The 15,846-nt window shown below is 60.8% G+C and carries 12 protein-coding genes; 8 read left to right on the forward strand and 4 right to left on the reverse strand.

The window, feature by feature from the left end; genetic code table 11:
- Position 1 precedes the first annotated feature (1 nt).
- Positions 2 to 397, reverse strand: coding sequence for a globin (locus HMPREF2888_RS03120; protein WP_061924226.1), 396 nt, complete (start codon positions 395 to 397; stop codon positions 2 to 4).
- A gap of 3 nt (positions 398 to 400) precedes the next feature.
- Positions 401 to 1,441 (reverse strand): mechanosensitive ion channel family protein, encoded by a 1,041-nt coding sequence (locus HMPREF2888_RS03125; RefSeq protein WP_061924223.1) that lies wholly within the window; start codon positions 1,439 to 1,441, stop codon positions 401 to 403.
- Between the two features lie 237 nt (positions 1,442 to 1,678).
- On the opposite strand from HMPREF2888_RS03125, the gene HMPREF2888_RS03130 reads away from it, so the two are divergent.
- Positions 1,679 to 2,830 (forward strand): cystathionine gamma-synthase, encoded by a 1,152-nt coding sequence (locus HMPREF2888_RS03130; protein ID WP_061924220.1) that lies wholly within the window; start codon positions 1,679 to 1,681, stop codon positions 2,828 to 2,830.
- 163 nt (positions 2,831 to 2,993) lie between these two features.
- On the opposite strand, the gene HMPREF2888_RS03135 is transcribed toward HMPREF2888_RS03130, so the two are convergent.
- Entirely contained in the window at positions 2,994 to 4,901 is a 1,908-nt protein-coding gene (locus HMPREF2888_RS03135) for an FAD/NAD(P)-binding protein (RefSeq protein ID WP_061924217.1), read from the reverse strand.
- Positions 4,902 to 5,050: 149 nt separating this feature from the next.
- Between HMPREF2888_RS03135 and HMPREF2888_RS03140 the strand changes: the two genes are divergently transcribed.
- The 7 genes from HMPREF2888_RS03140 to HMPREF2888_RS03170 all read left to right on the forward strand — a co-directional run bounded on the left by HMPREF2888_RS03140 (position 5,051) and on the right by HMPREF2888_RS03170 (position 13,186).
- Positions 5,051 to 6,682 (forward strand): TIGR04028 family ABC transporter substrate-binding protein, encoded by a 1,632-nt coding sequence (locus HMPREF2888_RS03140; RefSeq protein ID WP_070518226.1) that lies wholly within the window; start codon positions 5,051 to 5,053, stop codon positions 6,680 to 6,682.
- Positions 6,683 to 7,663: an ABC transporter permease gene (locus tag HMPREF2888_RS03145; protein WP_061924211.1), complete on the forward strand. Its 981-nt coding sequence runs from the start codon at positions 6,683 to 6,685 to the stop codon at positions 7,661 to 7,663.
- The gene (locus tag HMPREF2888_RS03150; protein WP_061924208.1) at positions 7,660 to 8,535 is read left to right on the forward strand and encodes an ABC transporter permease; all 876 of its coding nucleotides are present in this window, start codon (positions 7,660 to 7,662) and stop codon (positions 8,533 to 8,535) included. Before HMPREF2888_RS03145 ends, HMPREF2888_RS03150 begins: the two co-directional genes overlap by 4 nt.
- Positions 8,536 to 8,542: 7 nt before the next feature.
- Entirely contained in the window at positions 8,543 to 10,213 is a 1,671-nt protein-coding gene (locus HMPREF2888_RS03155) for a dipeptide ABC transporter ATP-binding protein (RefSeq protein ID WP_070518228.1), read from the forward strand.
- Between the two features lie 81 nt (positions 10,214 to 10,294).
- On the forward strand, positions 10,295 to 11,521 hold the full coding sequence (locus tag HMPREF2888_RS03160) for an alkylhydroperoxidase domain protein (protein WP_070518230.1): 1,227 nt from the start codon (positions 10,295 to 10,297) through the stop codon (positions 11,519 to 11,521).
- A gap of 50 nt (positions 11,522 to 11,571) precedes the next feature.
- Positions 11,572 to 12,273, forward strand: coding sequence for an SDR family oxidoreductase (locus HMPREF2888_RS03165; RefSeq protein ID WP_070518232.1), 702 nt, complete (start codon positions 11,572 to 11,574; stop codon positions 12,271 to 12,273).
- Positions 12,274 to 12,427: 154 nt separating this feature from the next.
- Entirely contained in the window at positions 12,428 to 13,186 is a 759-nt protein-coding gene (locus tag HMPREF2888_RS03170; RefSeq protein WP_070518233.1) for a GntR family transcriptional regulator, read from the forward strand.
- A 12-nt stretch (positions 13,187 to 13,198) separates the two neighbouring features.
- Here HMPREF2888_RS03170 and pepN read toward each other — a convergent pair whose 3' ends face one another.
- Entirely contained in the window at positions 13,199 to 15,754 is a 2,556-nt protein-coding gene (gene pepN / locus HMPREF2888_RS03175) for an aminopeptidase N (protein ID WP_070518236.1), read from the reverse strand.
- Between the last annotated feature and the right edge of the window lie 92 nt (positions 15,755 to 15,846).

Below are 15,846 nucleotides of genomic sequence, written 5' to 3' on the forward strand. Positions count from 1 at the left end.
CCTAGCGATTGATGAGCATCTGCGCCACGCGCTGCATGTGATCCCAAATCATGTGGCGATAGGCCGGCGGAATCGTCTGCTCATCAATCTCCGCCAGGGAATTGCCCATGAGCTCTAACCAGCGATCATGGGCTTTCTGGTCCACGGGATACGGGGCATGGCGCATGCGCAGGCGCGGATGCCCGCGGTTTTCGCTGAAAAGCTGCGGGCCGCCCCAGTATTGAACCAAGAACCATTTGAGGCGCTCCTCAGCGCCCTCCCAATCGGCATCGGGGTACATCGGGCCGATGACGTCATCGTTGCGGACTTGGGCATAGAAACCGTGGACCAACTTTTCGAAGGTCTCCATGCCGCCGATTGCCTCATAAACGCTGGCTGGCTGCTTTTCAGACGGCATGATTTAAGACTCGTTTCCTGGGGTCGAAGGGCTGAGGCTTTCTACCTGTGCGTCTGGAGCCTCGTCCATGTCAAAGAAGGCCACGCCCTGTGGGTATGGGGTATCGATGTCGTTGGCATGCATCGCGTTGAGAATCTTCGACTGCAGTTTGCGCTGCACGCCCCACTGCTTTCCTGGCAAGGTCTTGACCACGACGCGGAAGGACATATGGTCGACCTCGAGGCTGGAAATTCCATTGACGTCGGGCTTGTCTAGGAGGTCGTCGCGGATGGCGTCGTCAAGCGCGGCTTCTTCAACCGTCTTGGAGATGACGTCAAAGGCCTTATCCGGGTCGTTGGAAAGCGCGACCGGAACCTGCACGCGGGCCACGGAGTAGTGGTCGGAGTGGTTAGCCACCTGCAGGATCTCGCCATTGCGGACGTACCACAGGGCGCCGTCGATATCGCGCACGGTAGTGATGCGCAGGGAAATCGACTCAACGTCGCCGAAGACACCGTTGCCCAAATCGATGGTGTCGCCGATGCCGTACTGATCCTCCAACAACATGAAGATGCCGGAGAGGAAGTCCTTGACCAGTGACTGAGCGCCGAAACCAAGGGCAACACCGACCACACCTGCGGAGGCTACGAGTGGGGCAACGTTGACGCCGACCTCGTCCAGGATTGCGAGCACGGCCCAGACCCAGATGAAAATGCCCGCGGCGGAACGGCCCACGCTAGCCAAAGTCTGCAGGCGGGAAACGCGGCGCGCCTCGTGGGATTTGGACAGTGCGGTTTCCTGTTTTGCAGCTTTGCGGCGTGGGCGAATCTGGGACTTCAGGCGGCCGTTTTTGATGCTGTTATCTGCCAGCTTCGTGATGAGGCGGCGTAGCAACCAGTGGCCGACGAGCGCGATGAGAAGGATGATAGCCACGCGGATGGGCTTATCCACGAGCCATGCCTGGGTGGTTTCGTTTTCCCACAAGCCGGTGAGGTTATCTACTGCCTCTTGTGGAGTGGTCTCGCTTTGGGCGAGCGTCAGATGCGGTGCGAAATTAGGACTCATAGTGCTTTCTATTTGGGGAAAGTGTGCGAGAGGCGTGCAGTGACGGGGCTAGCAACGATGGGCTAGCCAAATCTGCTACGCGCAACCACAATATGGTACGTAAAAGGCAATCGTTGGGCATGGCCCACGGGCTCGGCGTTTCCTAAAGTTCCAGCTCAGTGTCGCGTTAAGTGCTGCAATGAATTTAAAGAAGTAATCCGCGGGCAAAGTGGACAGCTTTGTCTACAATTTTCAGACATGACTGTTAAGCGTGCTTCTGGATTCCACTCTCGCTCCATCCATGCTGGCTACCAGCCCGATAGCCACATGGGCAGCATCAACGTACCGATTTATGCCTCGACCACCTTTCAACAAGATGGTTTGGCGCAGTTGCGCGGCGGCTATGAATACGGGCGCGTGGCTAACCCCACGGTGCGCTCGCTCGAGTTAACGCTTGCCGCATTAGAGAATGCGCAATATGCGCGGGCTTTTTCATCTGGCATGGCGGCCATCGATACGCTGTTGCGCATTATCTTGCGCCCGGGTGACCACGCCATCTTGGGTAATGATGCCTATGGTGGAATGTATCGCCTGCTCAACAACGACTATGGCCAGTGGGGGATTGAGCTTGACATCGTTGACACAAGCGACGCCGCGGCGGTTGCTGGGGCCATCCGTGAAAACACCAAGCTGATTTGGCTGGAAACCCCAACCAACCCGGCGCTGAATATCACTGATATCGCCGCAGTTGCCGCGCGCAAGGGCGGCGCCCAGGTGGTCGTGGACAATACCTTTGCCACTCCATACCTGCAGAATCCGCTTGAACTGGGCGCGGACCACGTGGTGCATTCCACCACCAAGTACTTGGGCGGCCATTCCGATGTGTTGGGCGGCGCGGTGGTGACAAATTCCGCTGAGATGGACGAGCGCTTGTTGTACTTCCAAGGCAATGTCGGTGCGGTGTCTTCGCCCTTTGATGCATATCTCACCGCCCGCGGCATTAAGACGTTGGGGCTGCGGATGGATAGGCACTGTGAAAATGCGCAGGCAGTAGCCGAATACTTGGAATCGCGGCCCGAAGTAAAGCAGGTGCTGTATCCGGGGCTGCCGACGCATCCGGGACATGAATTGGCTGCACGGCAAATGCGCGGCTTCGGCGGCATGATGTCGGTGCGCTTCCATAACGAGGAGCACGCAAAGCAGATTTGCCTGAACACGAAGCTGGTCTCACTCGCGGAGTCGCTGGGCGGCGTGGAATCGCTGATTGAGCATCCGCAGAATATGACCCATGTGTCCGCCGCGGGCTCTGAGTTGGTTCCACCTGCGGACTTGGTGCGCATCTCGGTCGGCATCGAGGATATCGCCGACCTTATTGCGGACTTCGAGCAGGCATTGGACACGTTGGGTTAGGGAGGCGGCGGCCTTACTCGAACAGATACCCAGGGCTGGGCACCCAGACCTCCTAGATAGCCTCGTTGGATTTTTCATCAGCCGCGAAGTCGAACTGGAGGTCTTGGTTTCCAGCCCTGGGTATTTGAGTAAATGGTGAGGATGGAAAGGGCGCAGGGGCGCGCTAGCGAAGTGCCGCCAACAGCGAGCCGGCGGTGCGGTCGGTCTCCTGCAGCATCAGCGGGTCGGTACCAGGCATCGGGGAGATGGTGGTATCCGGCCATTGCGAGTAGGTAGGGATGCCGATGACGTGCAGGCGCGGGTCGACGCTGCCGTCGGGGCGAACCACCTTGCGCTCCCACGTGGTCTCTGGGGAGCCGGTGGGGTTGCCATGGTCTAGGAAGGGGCGAACGCGGTCCTTAAGCGATACCGCTAGCGGGTCGGCTGGGCGACGCACGTCGGGAGAGTGCATCCACGCATCAATCAGCCACGGGCTCGAAGCAGCGCGTGGGCCGGAAGTCAGCGTGAATTCGTCGTCCCAGCTCAGTGCGGGGCGACCTCCCAAGAAGGAGACCGCGCCAGCGTCCACGAGAGCGAGCAGCTGGCGGACGCGGAACAGGGGTGGGCCGGAGCCGACCATCTGGCCAAAGGCCATGAACTCTTTGTAATTGCTGGTGCGTGACTCCCAGTCCAGGCGGCCCTCAGAGCCTGCGATGGCAGAGGGCTTGCGGGCGGAGGCAACCGCCCACAGCGCAGACTTCAGCGGGGAATCCTGAGCGGCATCGGCGGCGATGATATCGTCCGCCAAGCTGTCCGCGATGTACGCGGTGAGCTCTTCTGCGGTGGAACCCGTGAAAGCATCCAACGGATTGACCCAGTGGGAGAGATCGAGCGGCTCGGCAGAAACATCTTTGAGTGCCGCATTGAGCTCCTGGGAGATGCCGACGATGTTTTGGGAATTAAGTTTCGCCGCATCAATGCGCGCAATGATCTCTTCCAGTGGAACCTGCAGTGCCGCAGAGTTAACGCGGGCCTGTGTCTCGTAGTACTCGGCATAAGCATCGCGAGCGATGTGGGGGAGTAGGTCGCGGCCGAAATCGATTTCGCCGCCTTCTACCTTCGCGAGTTGTTCGCGGAAGCGCATAAGTTTTGCGCGCGGTGGGAGTGAGTGATAGTCAGACTTGGGAATATAGGGGTAGCCGCGGCCCGAGGAGGCGATGAGATGCGGCTCGTTGCCGGAGGGCTCATAGCGCAGGCCGGAGCGAGTGGACGTGTCTTCGTGGAAGACACCGCCGCGGTCGATGGTCAGCAGCGCCATGATGTCGAAGAAGCCCATGCCCAGGCCGCGCACCAAGACCTCTTGGCCGGCAGGGATTTCGGCAATGTCCTGTTCCACCGGGTTATTAGGGCGTACCCAGTGGAGCGAGTCGGAGGCGGCGGTGGCCTCAGTAAGGTGCTGCTCAGAGCCGTTAAGGCCCGGCACCTGCCAGCCATAAGCCAGCACGGTGGAATCGGCGGTGACGCTAGAGCCGTCGGCAAGCTCGATGACGTCCTGCGTGCCTTCTTCGCGCACAGCAACCGCGCGGGAGGGGTGATTTGAGACGGTGACAGTATCTGGCAACTGTGCCAATGCCACCTCAAAAGCCCAGCGCAGATAAGCGCCATAGAGCGCGCGGGAAGGGTTGGACTCGGGGCGGCTGGACTCAATTTCGGCGCGGAAGGACTCGTCGACGGTGACGGGGTGGGCGTCGAAAAGCGCCTGCTTTTCTGGAGAGATGCCCTCGCGCTCGCCGCGCAGTAGCTGAATCCACTCGTACTGAATGGGGCCCTCGAGAACCGGGGCGCTCATGGTGGAGCCGGGCTCGGTGAACAGTGTGACCGCACCGGCGAGGGTGTTCATGCACAGCGTCTGGGTTTGTTCGGTGTCCCAGATGCGGCCGGCACCGAACTGGGCGTCGTCGATGAGATGCAGCGTGAGGGCGGGAGAGTCGCTGCGGGCATTGAGGTGCGCGGCCAACCGCTCTATCACGGAGATGCCGCGAGGCCCCATGCCAACGATGGCGATGGAGGGGGTTGAATCTGGCGAAATCATTTAATTCATCCTTTGAGGCGAGCTTGTAGGCTCGCCGTTTTGAGAATTTTTCTAGACCGTACTGTCTATGGAATTAATACTAACATGTCTATGTTGTGTTAATTTACATGGCCAATAGCAACCTCTTTAAAACTCGAAGGCTTTAGAAAGTGAAACTGATTCGCACCATCGCCAGCGTGGTGGGTGCCGCGGCACTTCTCACAGGATGCGCGACATCGACCGGCGCGGGTTCTGGAGATGAAGACAACGTCCTGACCTATCTCGAACCGCAGTTCTTCCGCACGCTGTATCCGCCAGCGGCCGGCTTTTATCCCAACGGTGGCGTGGTCAATCAGCTCACCGACCGTCTGCTGTACCAGGACCCGGAGACCTTCGAGCTTTCTCCATGGATAGCCACGGAGATGCCGAAGGTCAACGAGGACGCCACCGAGTACACATTTAGCATCCGCACGGATGTGACTTACTCCGACGGCAGCCCGCTGACCGCGGAAAACGTGGTGCGCAACTTCGATCTTTATGGCTTGGGCGATACTGAGCGTACCCTGACGGCCTCGGAGCAGATTGCCAATTATGAGCGCGGCGAAGTAGTCGACGAAGACACTGTGAAGTTCTACTTCTCCGAGCCTTCGCCGGGCTTTTTGCAGGCTACTTCCTCCTATAATGCAGGCCTGCTCGCGGATAGCTCTCTGCAGCTGGACAACGAGGGCTTTGGCCCCGGTAATGCAAAGAAGTTCGTGGGTTCCGGGCCATTCGTGGTCGACGAGGAGAAGATCGGCACCGACCTCGTGCTTAAGACCCGCGAGGACTATGACTGGGCGCCACCGGCCGTAGAGCACCAGGGCCGCGCCGACATCGACGGCGTGCATTACATCCTGGCAGCCGAAGAATCCGTGCGCACGGGCGCCATCATCTCCGGTCAGGCAGACATCGCCCGCCAGATCTCTGCCCCGCAGGAGCCGTTATTGGAAGACAAGGGTGTAGAAATCTTCTCCCGCGGCACCAATGCGATTAACAACCAGCTGGGCTTCCGCTTCAATCACCGATTTCTGCGCGATAAGCGCGTGCGCGAGGCCATCATTCACGGCATCGACCGCGAGGAAATTATCCGCGTGCTCTTCTCCGAGTCCTACCCGCTGGCCAAGTCTTCCGTGGCCGAGACCGGCTTGGGTTTCAAGGATCAGTCGGCGGCCTATACCTTCGATCCGGAGGAATCGAAGCGCCTGATTGACGAAGCCGGATGGAAGCCCGGCCCCGATGGCATCCGCGTCAAGGACGGCAAGCGCCTGGTGCTGCGCTCGAATACCGCGCTGCCGCAGCCGCGTTCCAAGGAAGTCATGACGATGGTCCAAGATCAGCTGGGCAAACTGGGCATCGCCATCGAGATTAACCCTGGCGACCAGGCAACTCAGAACGCAGATGCGAAGTCCATCGACAAGGTGCAGCTCTACCACATCATGGTCGGCCGCGCGGACTATGACGTTATTTCCTCCATGTACTCGGTGAACAACCGCGACGCCCTGCTTAACCAGGACGAGGACGGCAAGCCAATCGACGCGAAGCTGGAAAAGCTGCTGGATAAGGTGACCTCCAGCCCCAAGTCTGAAGACCGCAAGAAGGCTGTCGAAGAGGTGCAGGATTACCTCACCGAACAGGCCTACGTCATTCCCTTTTTCGAGGAGCCGCAGGTCTACGCGGTATCGCCGCAGGTTTCCGGTTTCCACACCGAGTCGGTGGCTCGCCCGTGGTTCTACGAGGTCAGCTTGAATCAGGAGGAGAAGTAAATGACTGCTCGACAATTAGCTGCCCGCATCGGGCAGGCACTCGTGGTGCTGCTCGTGACATACACGGTGGCCTTCTTCCTGCTTTCCGCGCTGCCTTCCGACGCCGTGATGTCGCGCTTTGGCGACCCAGCACTGGGCCTTTCGGAGGCGGAGATTGTCGCCATCCGGGAGGAAATGGGCGTCGATAAGCCGCTGCTCGTGCAGTTCTTTACCGGGCTCGCAGGCTTTTTCACCGGCCATTTTGGTAACTCTACGCAGACGGGCGCGGCGGTGTCGACGCTGATTGCCGACGCCCTCCCGCACACCCTTATCCTCGCCGCGTGCGCGATTGGCCTGGCCATCGTCGTGGCGCTCATCGTGGCCTTCCTGGCTACCTTGCCGGGCCTCGGCGCGATTGCGACCTTCTTCCGCGGGCTGCCATCTTTCATGGTCTCCCTGCCCGGTTTCTGGATTGGCATCCTGCTCATCCAGGTCTTTTCCTTCCAGCTGGGCTGGGTGCGCATCATCGAGCCTTCCGGGGTAGAGGGCCTTATCCTGCCGACCTTGACACTGTCGGTGCCGATGGCCGCACCACTTATCCAGGTGCTGATTCGCTCCATCGACGAGACTCAGTCGATGCCTTTCGTGCAGGCAGTGCGCGCTCGCGGCGCCTCGGAGTCGTGGATCTTCTGGCGCAACATCTTGCGCAACTCCCTCCTTCCGGCACTGACTATGGCGGGCCTGCTCTTCGGTGAGCTCGTAGGCGGCGCCGTGGTGACGGAGACCGTCTTCGGACGCAACGGCCTGGGCTATATGACTGCCCAGGCGGTCTCGAACCGCGATACGCCGGTGCTGCTGGCCGTGGTTCTGATCGCGGCTACCGCTTACGTCATCATCAACCTCGTGGTGGATCTGCTCTACCCAGTGCTGGACGTGCGCCTGCGCCGTCCCGTTACTGCTACTGCAGGATCGACCGAATCCGCGAAGAGAGCCCGCGCATGAGCGTTCCAACCTCGAATAACACAAACGCGCAACCCACGCAGCTGCGCCGCAACCGCCACCACGTCTCGCGCGCACAGCGCAACCCGTGGACCAGCCCAGCCTCCATCCTCGCGCTGGTGATCCTCGCGGTGGCCTTCCTGGCGGCTTTGGTGCCGGGCCTTTTCACCAACTCGGATCCTTATGCCGGCACCGACGTCGCTCTTTTGCACCCCAGCTCTGAGCACTGGTTCGGCACCGACGCGGTAGGCCGCGACCTGTATGCCCGCGTGGTCTATGGTGCGCGTCAGTCACTCATTGGCGCGCTCATCGCCGTGGCAGTGGGCCTTATGGTGGGCACGCTACTGGGCCTTCTGGCCGGCTCGCTGCGCGGCTGGGTGGATGCGATCATCATGCGCGTGGTGGACGTGTTACTTTCCATCCCGGGCATCCTGCTTTCCCTGTCCATCATTATCGTGCTGGGGTTTGGTTCCCTGCAGGCCGCCGTCGCGGTGGGTGCGACCTCTATTGCCACCTTCGCCCGTCTGGCCCGCTCGCAGGTGATGTCTGTGGCCGGCTCCGACTACGTTGAGGCCGCCTACGGCGCCGGCGCGATCCCCATGCAGGTCATGGCGCGCCACATCCTGCCGAACTCCCTGACCCCGGTCATCGCCCTGGCTACTTTGCAGTTTGGTTCTGCAATCTTGCAGCTTTCCATCCTCGGCTTTTTGGGCTACGGCGCTCCGGCCCCGACCCCGGAGTGGGGCCTCATCATCGCCGAAGGCCGCGATTTCATGGCCACCGCTTGGTGGCTCATCATCCTGCCGGGCCTGGCCATCGTGGCCGTAGTGGTCTCTGCCAACCGTCTATCCCAGAACTTCCGAGCGGAGGCTTAGAAAAACAATGACAGTTAAAGACAAGGCTGCACAGAATAATCCTTTGCTTACCATCCGTGACTTGAATGTCTCCTACACCACGGCCGCGGGCGAAGTCCCAGCCGTGCAGGGCGTTAGCCTGGAAGTCCACCCAGGGGAGATCACCGCCATCGTGGGTGAGTCCGGCTCCGGCAAGTCCACCTCTGCCATGGCCGCCATCGGCCTACTCGCGCCCAACGCGCAGGTCGACGCCGGAACGATCGCCTTCAAGGGCACCAACGTCACCGATTACACCAATGCGCAGTGGCGCAAGCTGCGCGGGCGCGCAATTGGGCTCATCCCGCAGGATCCCAACAACTCGCTGAATCCGCTCAAGACCATCGGCGCCTCTATCGAGGAAGGCATGGCCATCCACGGCATCGGCAGCGCCGCTAGCCGCAAGCAGCGCGCGATTAAGCTGCTGGAGAAAGTGGGCATCGACGAGCCTGACCGCCGCTATGGCCAGTACCCGCACGAGCTCTCCGGCGGCATGAAGCAGCGCGTGCTCATCGCGGCGGCGGTGGCGCTGGAGCCAGAACTCATCATTGCCGACGAGCCGACTTCCGCACTCGATGTGACGGTGCAGAAGGTCATCTTGGACCTGCTTGATGAAATGCGCCAGGAGACCGGCGTGGGCATCTTGTTCATCACCCACGATCTCGCCGTGGCAGGTGACCGCGCGAACCGCATCGTCGTCATGGAAAAGGGCCAAGTTCGCGAGTCCGGGCAGGCCGCGCGCGTGCTCACCGACCCGCAGCATGCCTACTCACGCCGCCTGCTTGCCGACGCCCCGTCGCTTTCTGTAGCCGAGGCCCCGCACTCTTCGCGCGTGGCGCAGCCTGCCAGCAAGGAACCCGTTGCTGAAACCGTGCTCAAGGTCCGCGACCTCACCCAGCGCTACGGCGACTTCGTGGCTTTGGATGGCGTGAGTTTCGACGTGGCGAAAGGAACCACCCACGCGCTGGTGGGCGAGTCTGGCTCCGGAAAAACCACCACGGGACGCTCCATTTCTTTCTTCAATTCGCCGACTTCGGGCTCTATCGAACTGCTGGATGCAGCTGGTAGTACCACCGAGCTGACCAAGCTGAAGGGCAAGGCACTGCGCGAGGCGCGCAAGTCCGTCCAGCTCGTCTACCAGAACCCGTATTCCTCCCTGGACCCAAGCCAGAGCATCGGTGACGCCATCGCTGAGCCGCTGCGCAACCTCGCGGGCGCTAGCAAGTCCAAGGCTAAGGCCCGCGCGCAGGAGTTCCTGGAGCTCGTCGCGCTTGACCCACAGCACTATGACCGCCGCCCGCGCGAGCTGTCCGGCGGCCAGCGCCAGCGCGTGGCCATTGCCCGCGCCATGATCGTGGAACCGGAGTTGGTGGTGCTTGACGAGGCAGTCTCCGCCCTCGACGTGACCGTCCAGGCGCAGATCCTGCGCCTGCTGGCGCAGCTGCAAAATGAACTGCAGTTGAGCTATGTCTTCATCTCCCACGACCTCGCCGTGGTCAACCAGATCTCCGATACGGTCTCGGTGCTCTCCCATGGCAAGCAGGTAGAGTCGGGCCGGACCGCCGAGGTATTTGCGAACCCGCGCTCCGAGTTCACGCGCACGCTAATCGATGCTATCCCTGGCCAGCGTTATCGCGCCGGGGACTTAAACCTAGGGCTGTAAGCACCGCCGCTCCTACGCGGCGGGTAAAGGCCTTAAAAACCTTAAGAGCCTAAAAACCTTAAAACAAGGAAAGGAAGTTTCATGGCAGACATCATCAACCAACTAGCCGGGGCAAGCCCGGAGCTAGCGCAGCTGCGCGCACGCCGGCCCGATGCTTTGGCGAATGCGCAGCTTTCCTTCCAGGCCCTGCTGGAGCCAAAGGAGCCCGGCACCTTTAGCTATGCGCAGCGCTATGCCGTGGCGGCTTTCTTGAGCGGCATTTACCAGGCTAAAAGCGCCGGCGAGTTCTACGGGGACCTGCTTGCTGATGAGGCCACGGAGACTCTGCAGGGCGCCGTCCAGGCCGCCATTGAGCACGGCACTACTTCTGGTCCTTATGCCGCACCGGCCGATATTTCGGGCGAGGGCGCGGGCTTTATCACCTTCGGTGAGATTGCCGGCCTAGACGAGCGCTTGGCCGCGGCTTTCGATTTTGCACATCTTTTGGCATTCCACCCTAAGGACGCTTCTGCCGAGGCCATCGGCCACCTGCAGGCTGCCGGTTGGTCTGAGGATGACATCGTGAGCCTGTCCCAGCTCGTCGCGTTCCTTTCCTTCCAGCTGCGCGTCATCCACGGGCTGAAGGTCTTGGGTGGTGATGAATCCACCGCCCCCGAGACCACCCGTATTGAGGGCGCTTCTGACCCGGGCTGGCAGCTGCACGAGCACACGCTTAACCCAGAGATCCACGCTCCGCAGGGCTTTGTTGCCCACTCGCTGGGCTGGAAGCCGTGGCTTACACCGTTGGCCAAGGAGGAGTTCACCCAAGAGCAGATCGATGCACTCATCCGCCCGGAGCGCATCGACTCCGAGTACTTCCGCCTGCTGGCACGCGATGCTGCGGCGCTGAAGGCCCGTACGCTCACGGACTTGGATATCTTCTACAACACCGACGGCGGCTTGGGCCGTGCCGAGCGCGAGCTGGCCGCCACCGTGGTTTCCCGATTCAACGGCTGCGAGTTCTGCGCCTCGGTGCACCAGCAGCGTTCCAAGGATGAGGGCGGCGATGCCGCGGCCATCGATAGGCTGCTTTTCGAAGGCCTCGACGCCGATTTGGGAAGCGATGCATGGGGCGTGATTCGCGACGCCGCGCGTGAGCTGACGCGTTCGCCCTTCAGCTTCAACTCCGGATGCGTGGCCAAGCTGCGCAGCGTGGGCTTCGATGACCTGGCAATCATTGACCTCATCAACTCTGCGTCCTTCTTCAACTGGGCCAACCGCCTCATGCTTACCCTCGGCGCGCCGGATGTGCCGAAGCGTTATCGCTAGAATCGGGAAACCTAAATAAGCGCAAACATAGTTAGGAAGGCGAGTAAATCATGGCAAATACCAAGATCGCAGTAGTAACCGGCGCTACCGGCGGCATGGGCCGCGAGATCATTGAGGACCTCGCGCGCGACCATCACGTCTATGCGCTGGGCCGCCGCGCCGAGGAGCTGCCGGAAGCCGCGAACATCACCCCGGTAGCGCTCGACTTGCTGGAGCTTCTTGACCCCGAAACCGCGCTGCCAGAGCCGCTGCAGGCCCTCGACCGCGTCGACGTTCTGGTACACGCGGCAGCTCGCGCCGATAAGCACTCCGTCGAGTCCGCACGCCCGCAGGACTGGCAGGCACAGATGGACTTAAACGTCCACGTTCCCGCTGAACTAAGCCGCCGCCTGCTGCCGCAGTTGCGCGCGGCTGATGGGGAAGGCCTCGTGGTCTTCATCAACTCTGGTGCCGGTATCCACAGCTACGGCGACAATGTCATCTATGCCGCGACCAAGCATGCGCTTTACGCGCTTGCCGACGGCCTGCGCCTTTCCGAGCTCGGTATCCGCGTTTCCACCGTGGCCCCAGGCCCTACCGATACCCCAATGTTGCAGGGACTGCAGGACTACGACCCAGCGCACGTCATCGCGCCCGTCGAGGTGGCCAATGCAATCCGCGCTGCGGTGGATGCAGGCTCTACCACCCAGCTCACCGAGATCCGCGTGCGCCCGCGCGTGGAGCTTGCGCAACGCAAGAACCTTAAAAAATAGTTGCAAGAACTAGCTAGAAAACTGGTTTAATACCGAAGCAAATTTGTAGTTAACGCTTGGGCGGGGGATGTGCGCCACGGTGGTGCCTTTCCTCGCCCTAATTCACATCTGCTCGAGATGCGAAAGCTCGGCTGCGCTGTAGACTTCTGAAATTGTGACTACTTCAAGCCGCCGCCGACCTGCCTATTTGGTGATCGCGGATTCGCTGCGCTGCAAGATCGAAACCCAGCAACTCAAGCCAGGCGAGCGTTTCCCCACTGAACGCGAACTGGTCCAGGAATACAACGTTGCCCGCATGACCGTGCGCCACGCGTTGGACATCTTGCAGATCGAGGGCTTAATTGATCGCAAACGCGGTCGCACCGGTGGCACCTTTGTACGCGCCGTCCCGCCCACACTTAACCTGACTAGCCATGAAGGCATTCTGCTGCAGCTGCGGGATCGTGGATTCCTGACGCGCGTTGAAGTAGTAGCGTTGCACAAGGCAGAAGTGCTCTCCCATATGGCGGCGACTTTCGGAGTAGAAGAGGGCACGCTCGTGTGGGAACTCAAGGGCGTGCACTACGTGGATGACGCCCCGATCAGCGTCTCGAAGTACACCATCCCTGTGCAGTTGGTTCCGGATCTTGATGAGCGCGATCTCCACCAGCCTTTGCTGGAGACCTTAGAAAGCTGTGGTCTAAAAATGGCGCACAAGCGCGATCGCATCGTGGCCGCTACCGCCCGAGCAGAGGAGCAAAAACTGCTCGGCGTGGGCCGTTCGCACCCATTGCTGCGCTTTAGCCGCGTCATCAAGCAGTCCGATGGCGCCGTTATGGCGATAAGTGAGGAAACTTTGCGCTCCGATATCGCCAACGTGGAGGTTATCGTCGGCGAGGACCCATCACCCGGACAGGTCCCTCACCTCGACTAATTAGCGTGCCTCTTATACTTCCTGCGCATCTACCGCACGATTGCGCAGCGCACGAGCCATACGGTCGCGCTGCTCGGTAACCGCACGGCGCAGGCCGCCGGCTAGGTCGCGCTGCAGGAAGGCATCAGCCTCATCCAAGCTCTGCTGCGAGATAGCCCAGGAAGGGAACAGACCAGTCACGGAGGTCAGTCCGATCTCGGTGGACTGGGAAGCCCAAATCTTTTCTGCCACATCGAAGAACTCGGAAGTCGGCAACAGCTCGTCAGCGCCGGGGTAGGTAAGGCCCTCTAGCTTCGAAGTCAGCTCGCGGTTGCTCAGCTTGCCCTCGACAATTTCTTCCCACACCGCGCGCTTGTTCTCCGCGGTGTTGACCGCGGCGCGCGCACGCACTGCGGCTTGGTGGCCGGTCGCGGAGTTATCGCGCGCCAACTGCGCATCGATGGCAGCCGGGACATTGTCAAGCGCGCCGTCGGCAGCCAGCGCTGCGATTGCGTACCAACGCAGGCCCTCGTCATCGGAGGAGCTCAGAACATCCTGCAGGAAGGCGCGGGTGCCTTCGGTCAGGCGAATCTTGGCCAGCGCCTGCGCGAAGACGATGGAACGCTCTGGGTCTTCGTCCTGCGTGCCGGCGAGCAGGGCGTCGGCAAGCAGCGTCGACTCCTTGGCCCACGCTGGGTCCGCGTAGTTGGATTGCGCCGAAGCCGCCTGCTGCACGATGCGCTCGAGCACCGCCAGCTCGGTCTCTGCCGCCGCGCCGCGCGCTACGAGCGCCACGAAGTCGCGGGCGCGCATGGTGCCGCCGCGGGTCATCTCCCATGCTGCGGACCAGCACAGAGTGCGCGCCATTGGGTCGGCGAACTTGTCGATGTTTTCGACCATGAATTCCAGCGACTTGGAATCCAGCTCGATGAGCGCGTAAGTCAGATCATCGTCGTTTGGCAGCAGGAAGTCGATGTCTTGTTCCTTGCGGCCTACAAGCTGCGGAATATCGGTGGACTCGCCGTCGATATCCATCTCGATGCGATCGGTGCGAACGGCCTTGCCGTCTACCAAGTTGTAGATGCCCACGCCTGCGCGGTGGGTGCGCAGCGTCTCGCCACGCTGGACCAGCTGTGCGGTGGTGATGACCCCGGCGTCGTCAGTGTCTAGCTCAACTGCAAACGTGTTGATGCCGGTGGTCTTGAGCCACTGCTTAGCCCAGAAGCTTAAGTCGCGGCCACTGGACTCGGCGAGTGAAGCGAGTAGATCGTCGAAGGTGGCATTAGAGAAAGCATGCGCCTTGAAATGGCGGCGCACGCCGGCAAAGAAGTTTTCGCGGCCCACATAGGCCTGTAACTGCTTGAGCACGGAAGCGCCCTTAGCGTAGGTGATGCCGTCGAAGTTCTGCTCCACGGTCTCGATGTCGGAGGCATCGGTGGAAATTGGGTGCGTGGTGGGCAGCTGATCTTGCTGATAAGCCCAGGACTTTTCCACGTTGGCGAAGGTGACCCATGCGGTGTCGTACTGGGTTTCCTCAGCCTGGGAGATGGCGGCGGACCAGGTGGCGAAGGACTCGTTGAGCCACAGGTCATCCCACCATTCCATGGTGACCAAGTCACCAAACCACATGTGCGCCAGCTCGTGGAGGATGGTGTCAGCGCGGCGCTCGTACTTGTAGTGGGTGGCCTTGGAACTAAAGACGTACTCGTCGCGGATGGTCACGCAGCCGGCGTTCTCCATGGCGCCGGCGTTGAACTCCGGCACGAAGATCTGGTCATACTTGCCAAAGGGATAAGCAAAGCCGAAGTTACGGTGGTAAAAGTCGAAGCCCTGCTTGGTTTCGGTAAGGATGCGCTCTGCGTCAAGGTGCTCTGCTAGGGAGGCGCGGCAGTAGACCCCCAGCGGGATGGAAACCTTCTCAGCGGCATTGCCTTCTGGGTGCTCAGTTAGTTCGCCGTTCCAGGTATCGGTGACCTCGAAGTAGGGGCCGGCGCACAGGGCAATCAGGTAGGTAGAAAGCGGGTAATCAATCTCCGTGGACCAGGTTTGGGCACCAGCCTTGCCCTCGATTGGCGCGACGGTGGTGGGACCATTGGTGATGATTGTCCAGTCTGCCGGGGCGTCGAAAGCCAGCGAATAAGTGGCCTTCATGTTTGGCTGGTCGAAGCAAGCGAAGACGCGCTTGGCATCGGCAGTTTCAAACTGGGTGTAGAGGTAAACTTTGCCGTCTGCTGGATCGACGAAGCGGTGTAGGCCCTCACCGGTGTGGGAATAAGGAATCTTGGCTACAACCTTGAGCTCATAATCTGCCACCTGCAGCCCGGACAGCGGGATTCCGTACTCGGCTTCATAAGCCTTGGTGGGCAGGGGAGCGCCGTTCAAGCGAACCTCTAGCAGTTCCTCGCCGCGCAGATCGATGAACGTGGAGCCAGCCTGCTTGGCGCGAAAGGTCACGGTAGTCGTGGAGATGAAATGCGTTTCGGGATTAACCTTGGAACCAACAAGGTCTAGGTGGACGTCGTAGTGGGAAACGTCGATCATCTGTGAGCGGTGCGTGGCCTCTTCGCGAGTGAGGTTAATCGAGGTCATAGGCTAATTACTCCTCCTTGTAGCAATTGAGTTTCTGCATCCACCTTAGTCGTGCCCGTAGGGTGGGAAGGGCCAGTTAGCAATGAATTTGT

The sequence above is a fragment of the Corynebacterium sp. HMSC077D03 genome, assembly GCF_001808545.1.
Classification (GTDB): Bacteria; Actinomycetota; Actinomycetes; order Mycobacteriales; family Mycobacteriaceae; genus Corynebacterium; species Corynebacterium simulans.

Excerpts from the sequence above, each read along its gene's own strand:
- HMPREF2888_RS03120 (WP_061924226.1), bottom strand. The coding sequence starts at position 397 with ATGCCGTCTGAAAAGCAGCCAGCCAGCGTTTATGAGGCAATCGGCGGC.
- HMPREF2888_RS03125 (WP_061924223.1), bottom strand. The coding sequence starts at position 1,441 with ATGAGTCCTAATTTCGCACCGCATCTGACGCTCGCCCAAAGCGAGACC.
- HMPREF2888_RS03130 (WP_061924220.1), top strand. The coding sequence starts at position 1,679 with ATGACTGTTAAGCGTGCTTCTGGATTCCACTCTCGCTCCATCCATGCT.
- HMPREF2888_RS03135 (WP_061924217.1), bottom strand. The coding sequence starts at position 4,901 with ATGATTTCGCCAGATTCAACCCCCTCCATCGCCATCGTTGGCATGGGG.
- HMPREF2888_RS03145 (WP_061924211.1), top strand. The coding sequence starts at position 6,683 with ATGACTGCTCGACAATTAGCTGCCCGCATCGGGCAGGCACTCGTGGTG.
- HMPREF2888_RS03150 (WP_061924208.1), top strand. The coding sequence starts at position 7,660 with ATGAGCGTTCCAACCTCGAATAACACAAACGCGCAACCCACGCAGCTG.
- HMPREF2888_RS03155 (WP_070518228.1), top strand. The coding sequence starts at position 8,543 with ATGACAGTTAAAGACAAGGCTGCACAGAATAATCCTTTGCTTACCATC.
- HMPREF2888_RS03160 (WP_070518230.1), top strand. The coding sequence starts at position 10,295 with ATGGCAGACATCATCAACCAACTAGCCGGGGCAAGCCCGGAGCTAGCG.
- HMPREF2888_RS03165 (WP_070518232.1), top strand. The coding sequence starts at position 11,572 with ATGGCAAATACCAAGATCGCAGTAGTAACCGGCGCTACCGGCGGCATG.
- pepN (WP_070518236.1), bottom strand. The coding sequence starts at position 15,754 with ATGACCTCGATTAACCTCACTCGCGAAGAGGCCACGCACCGCTCACAG.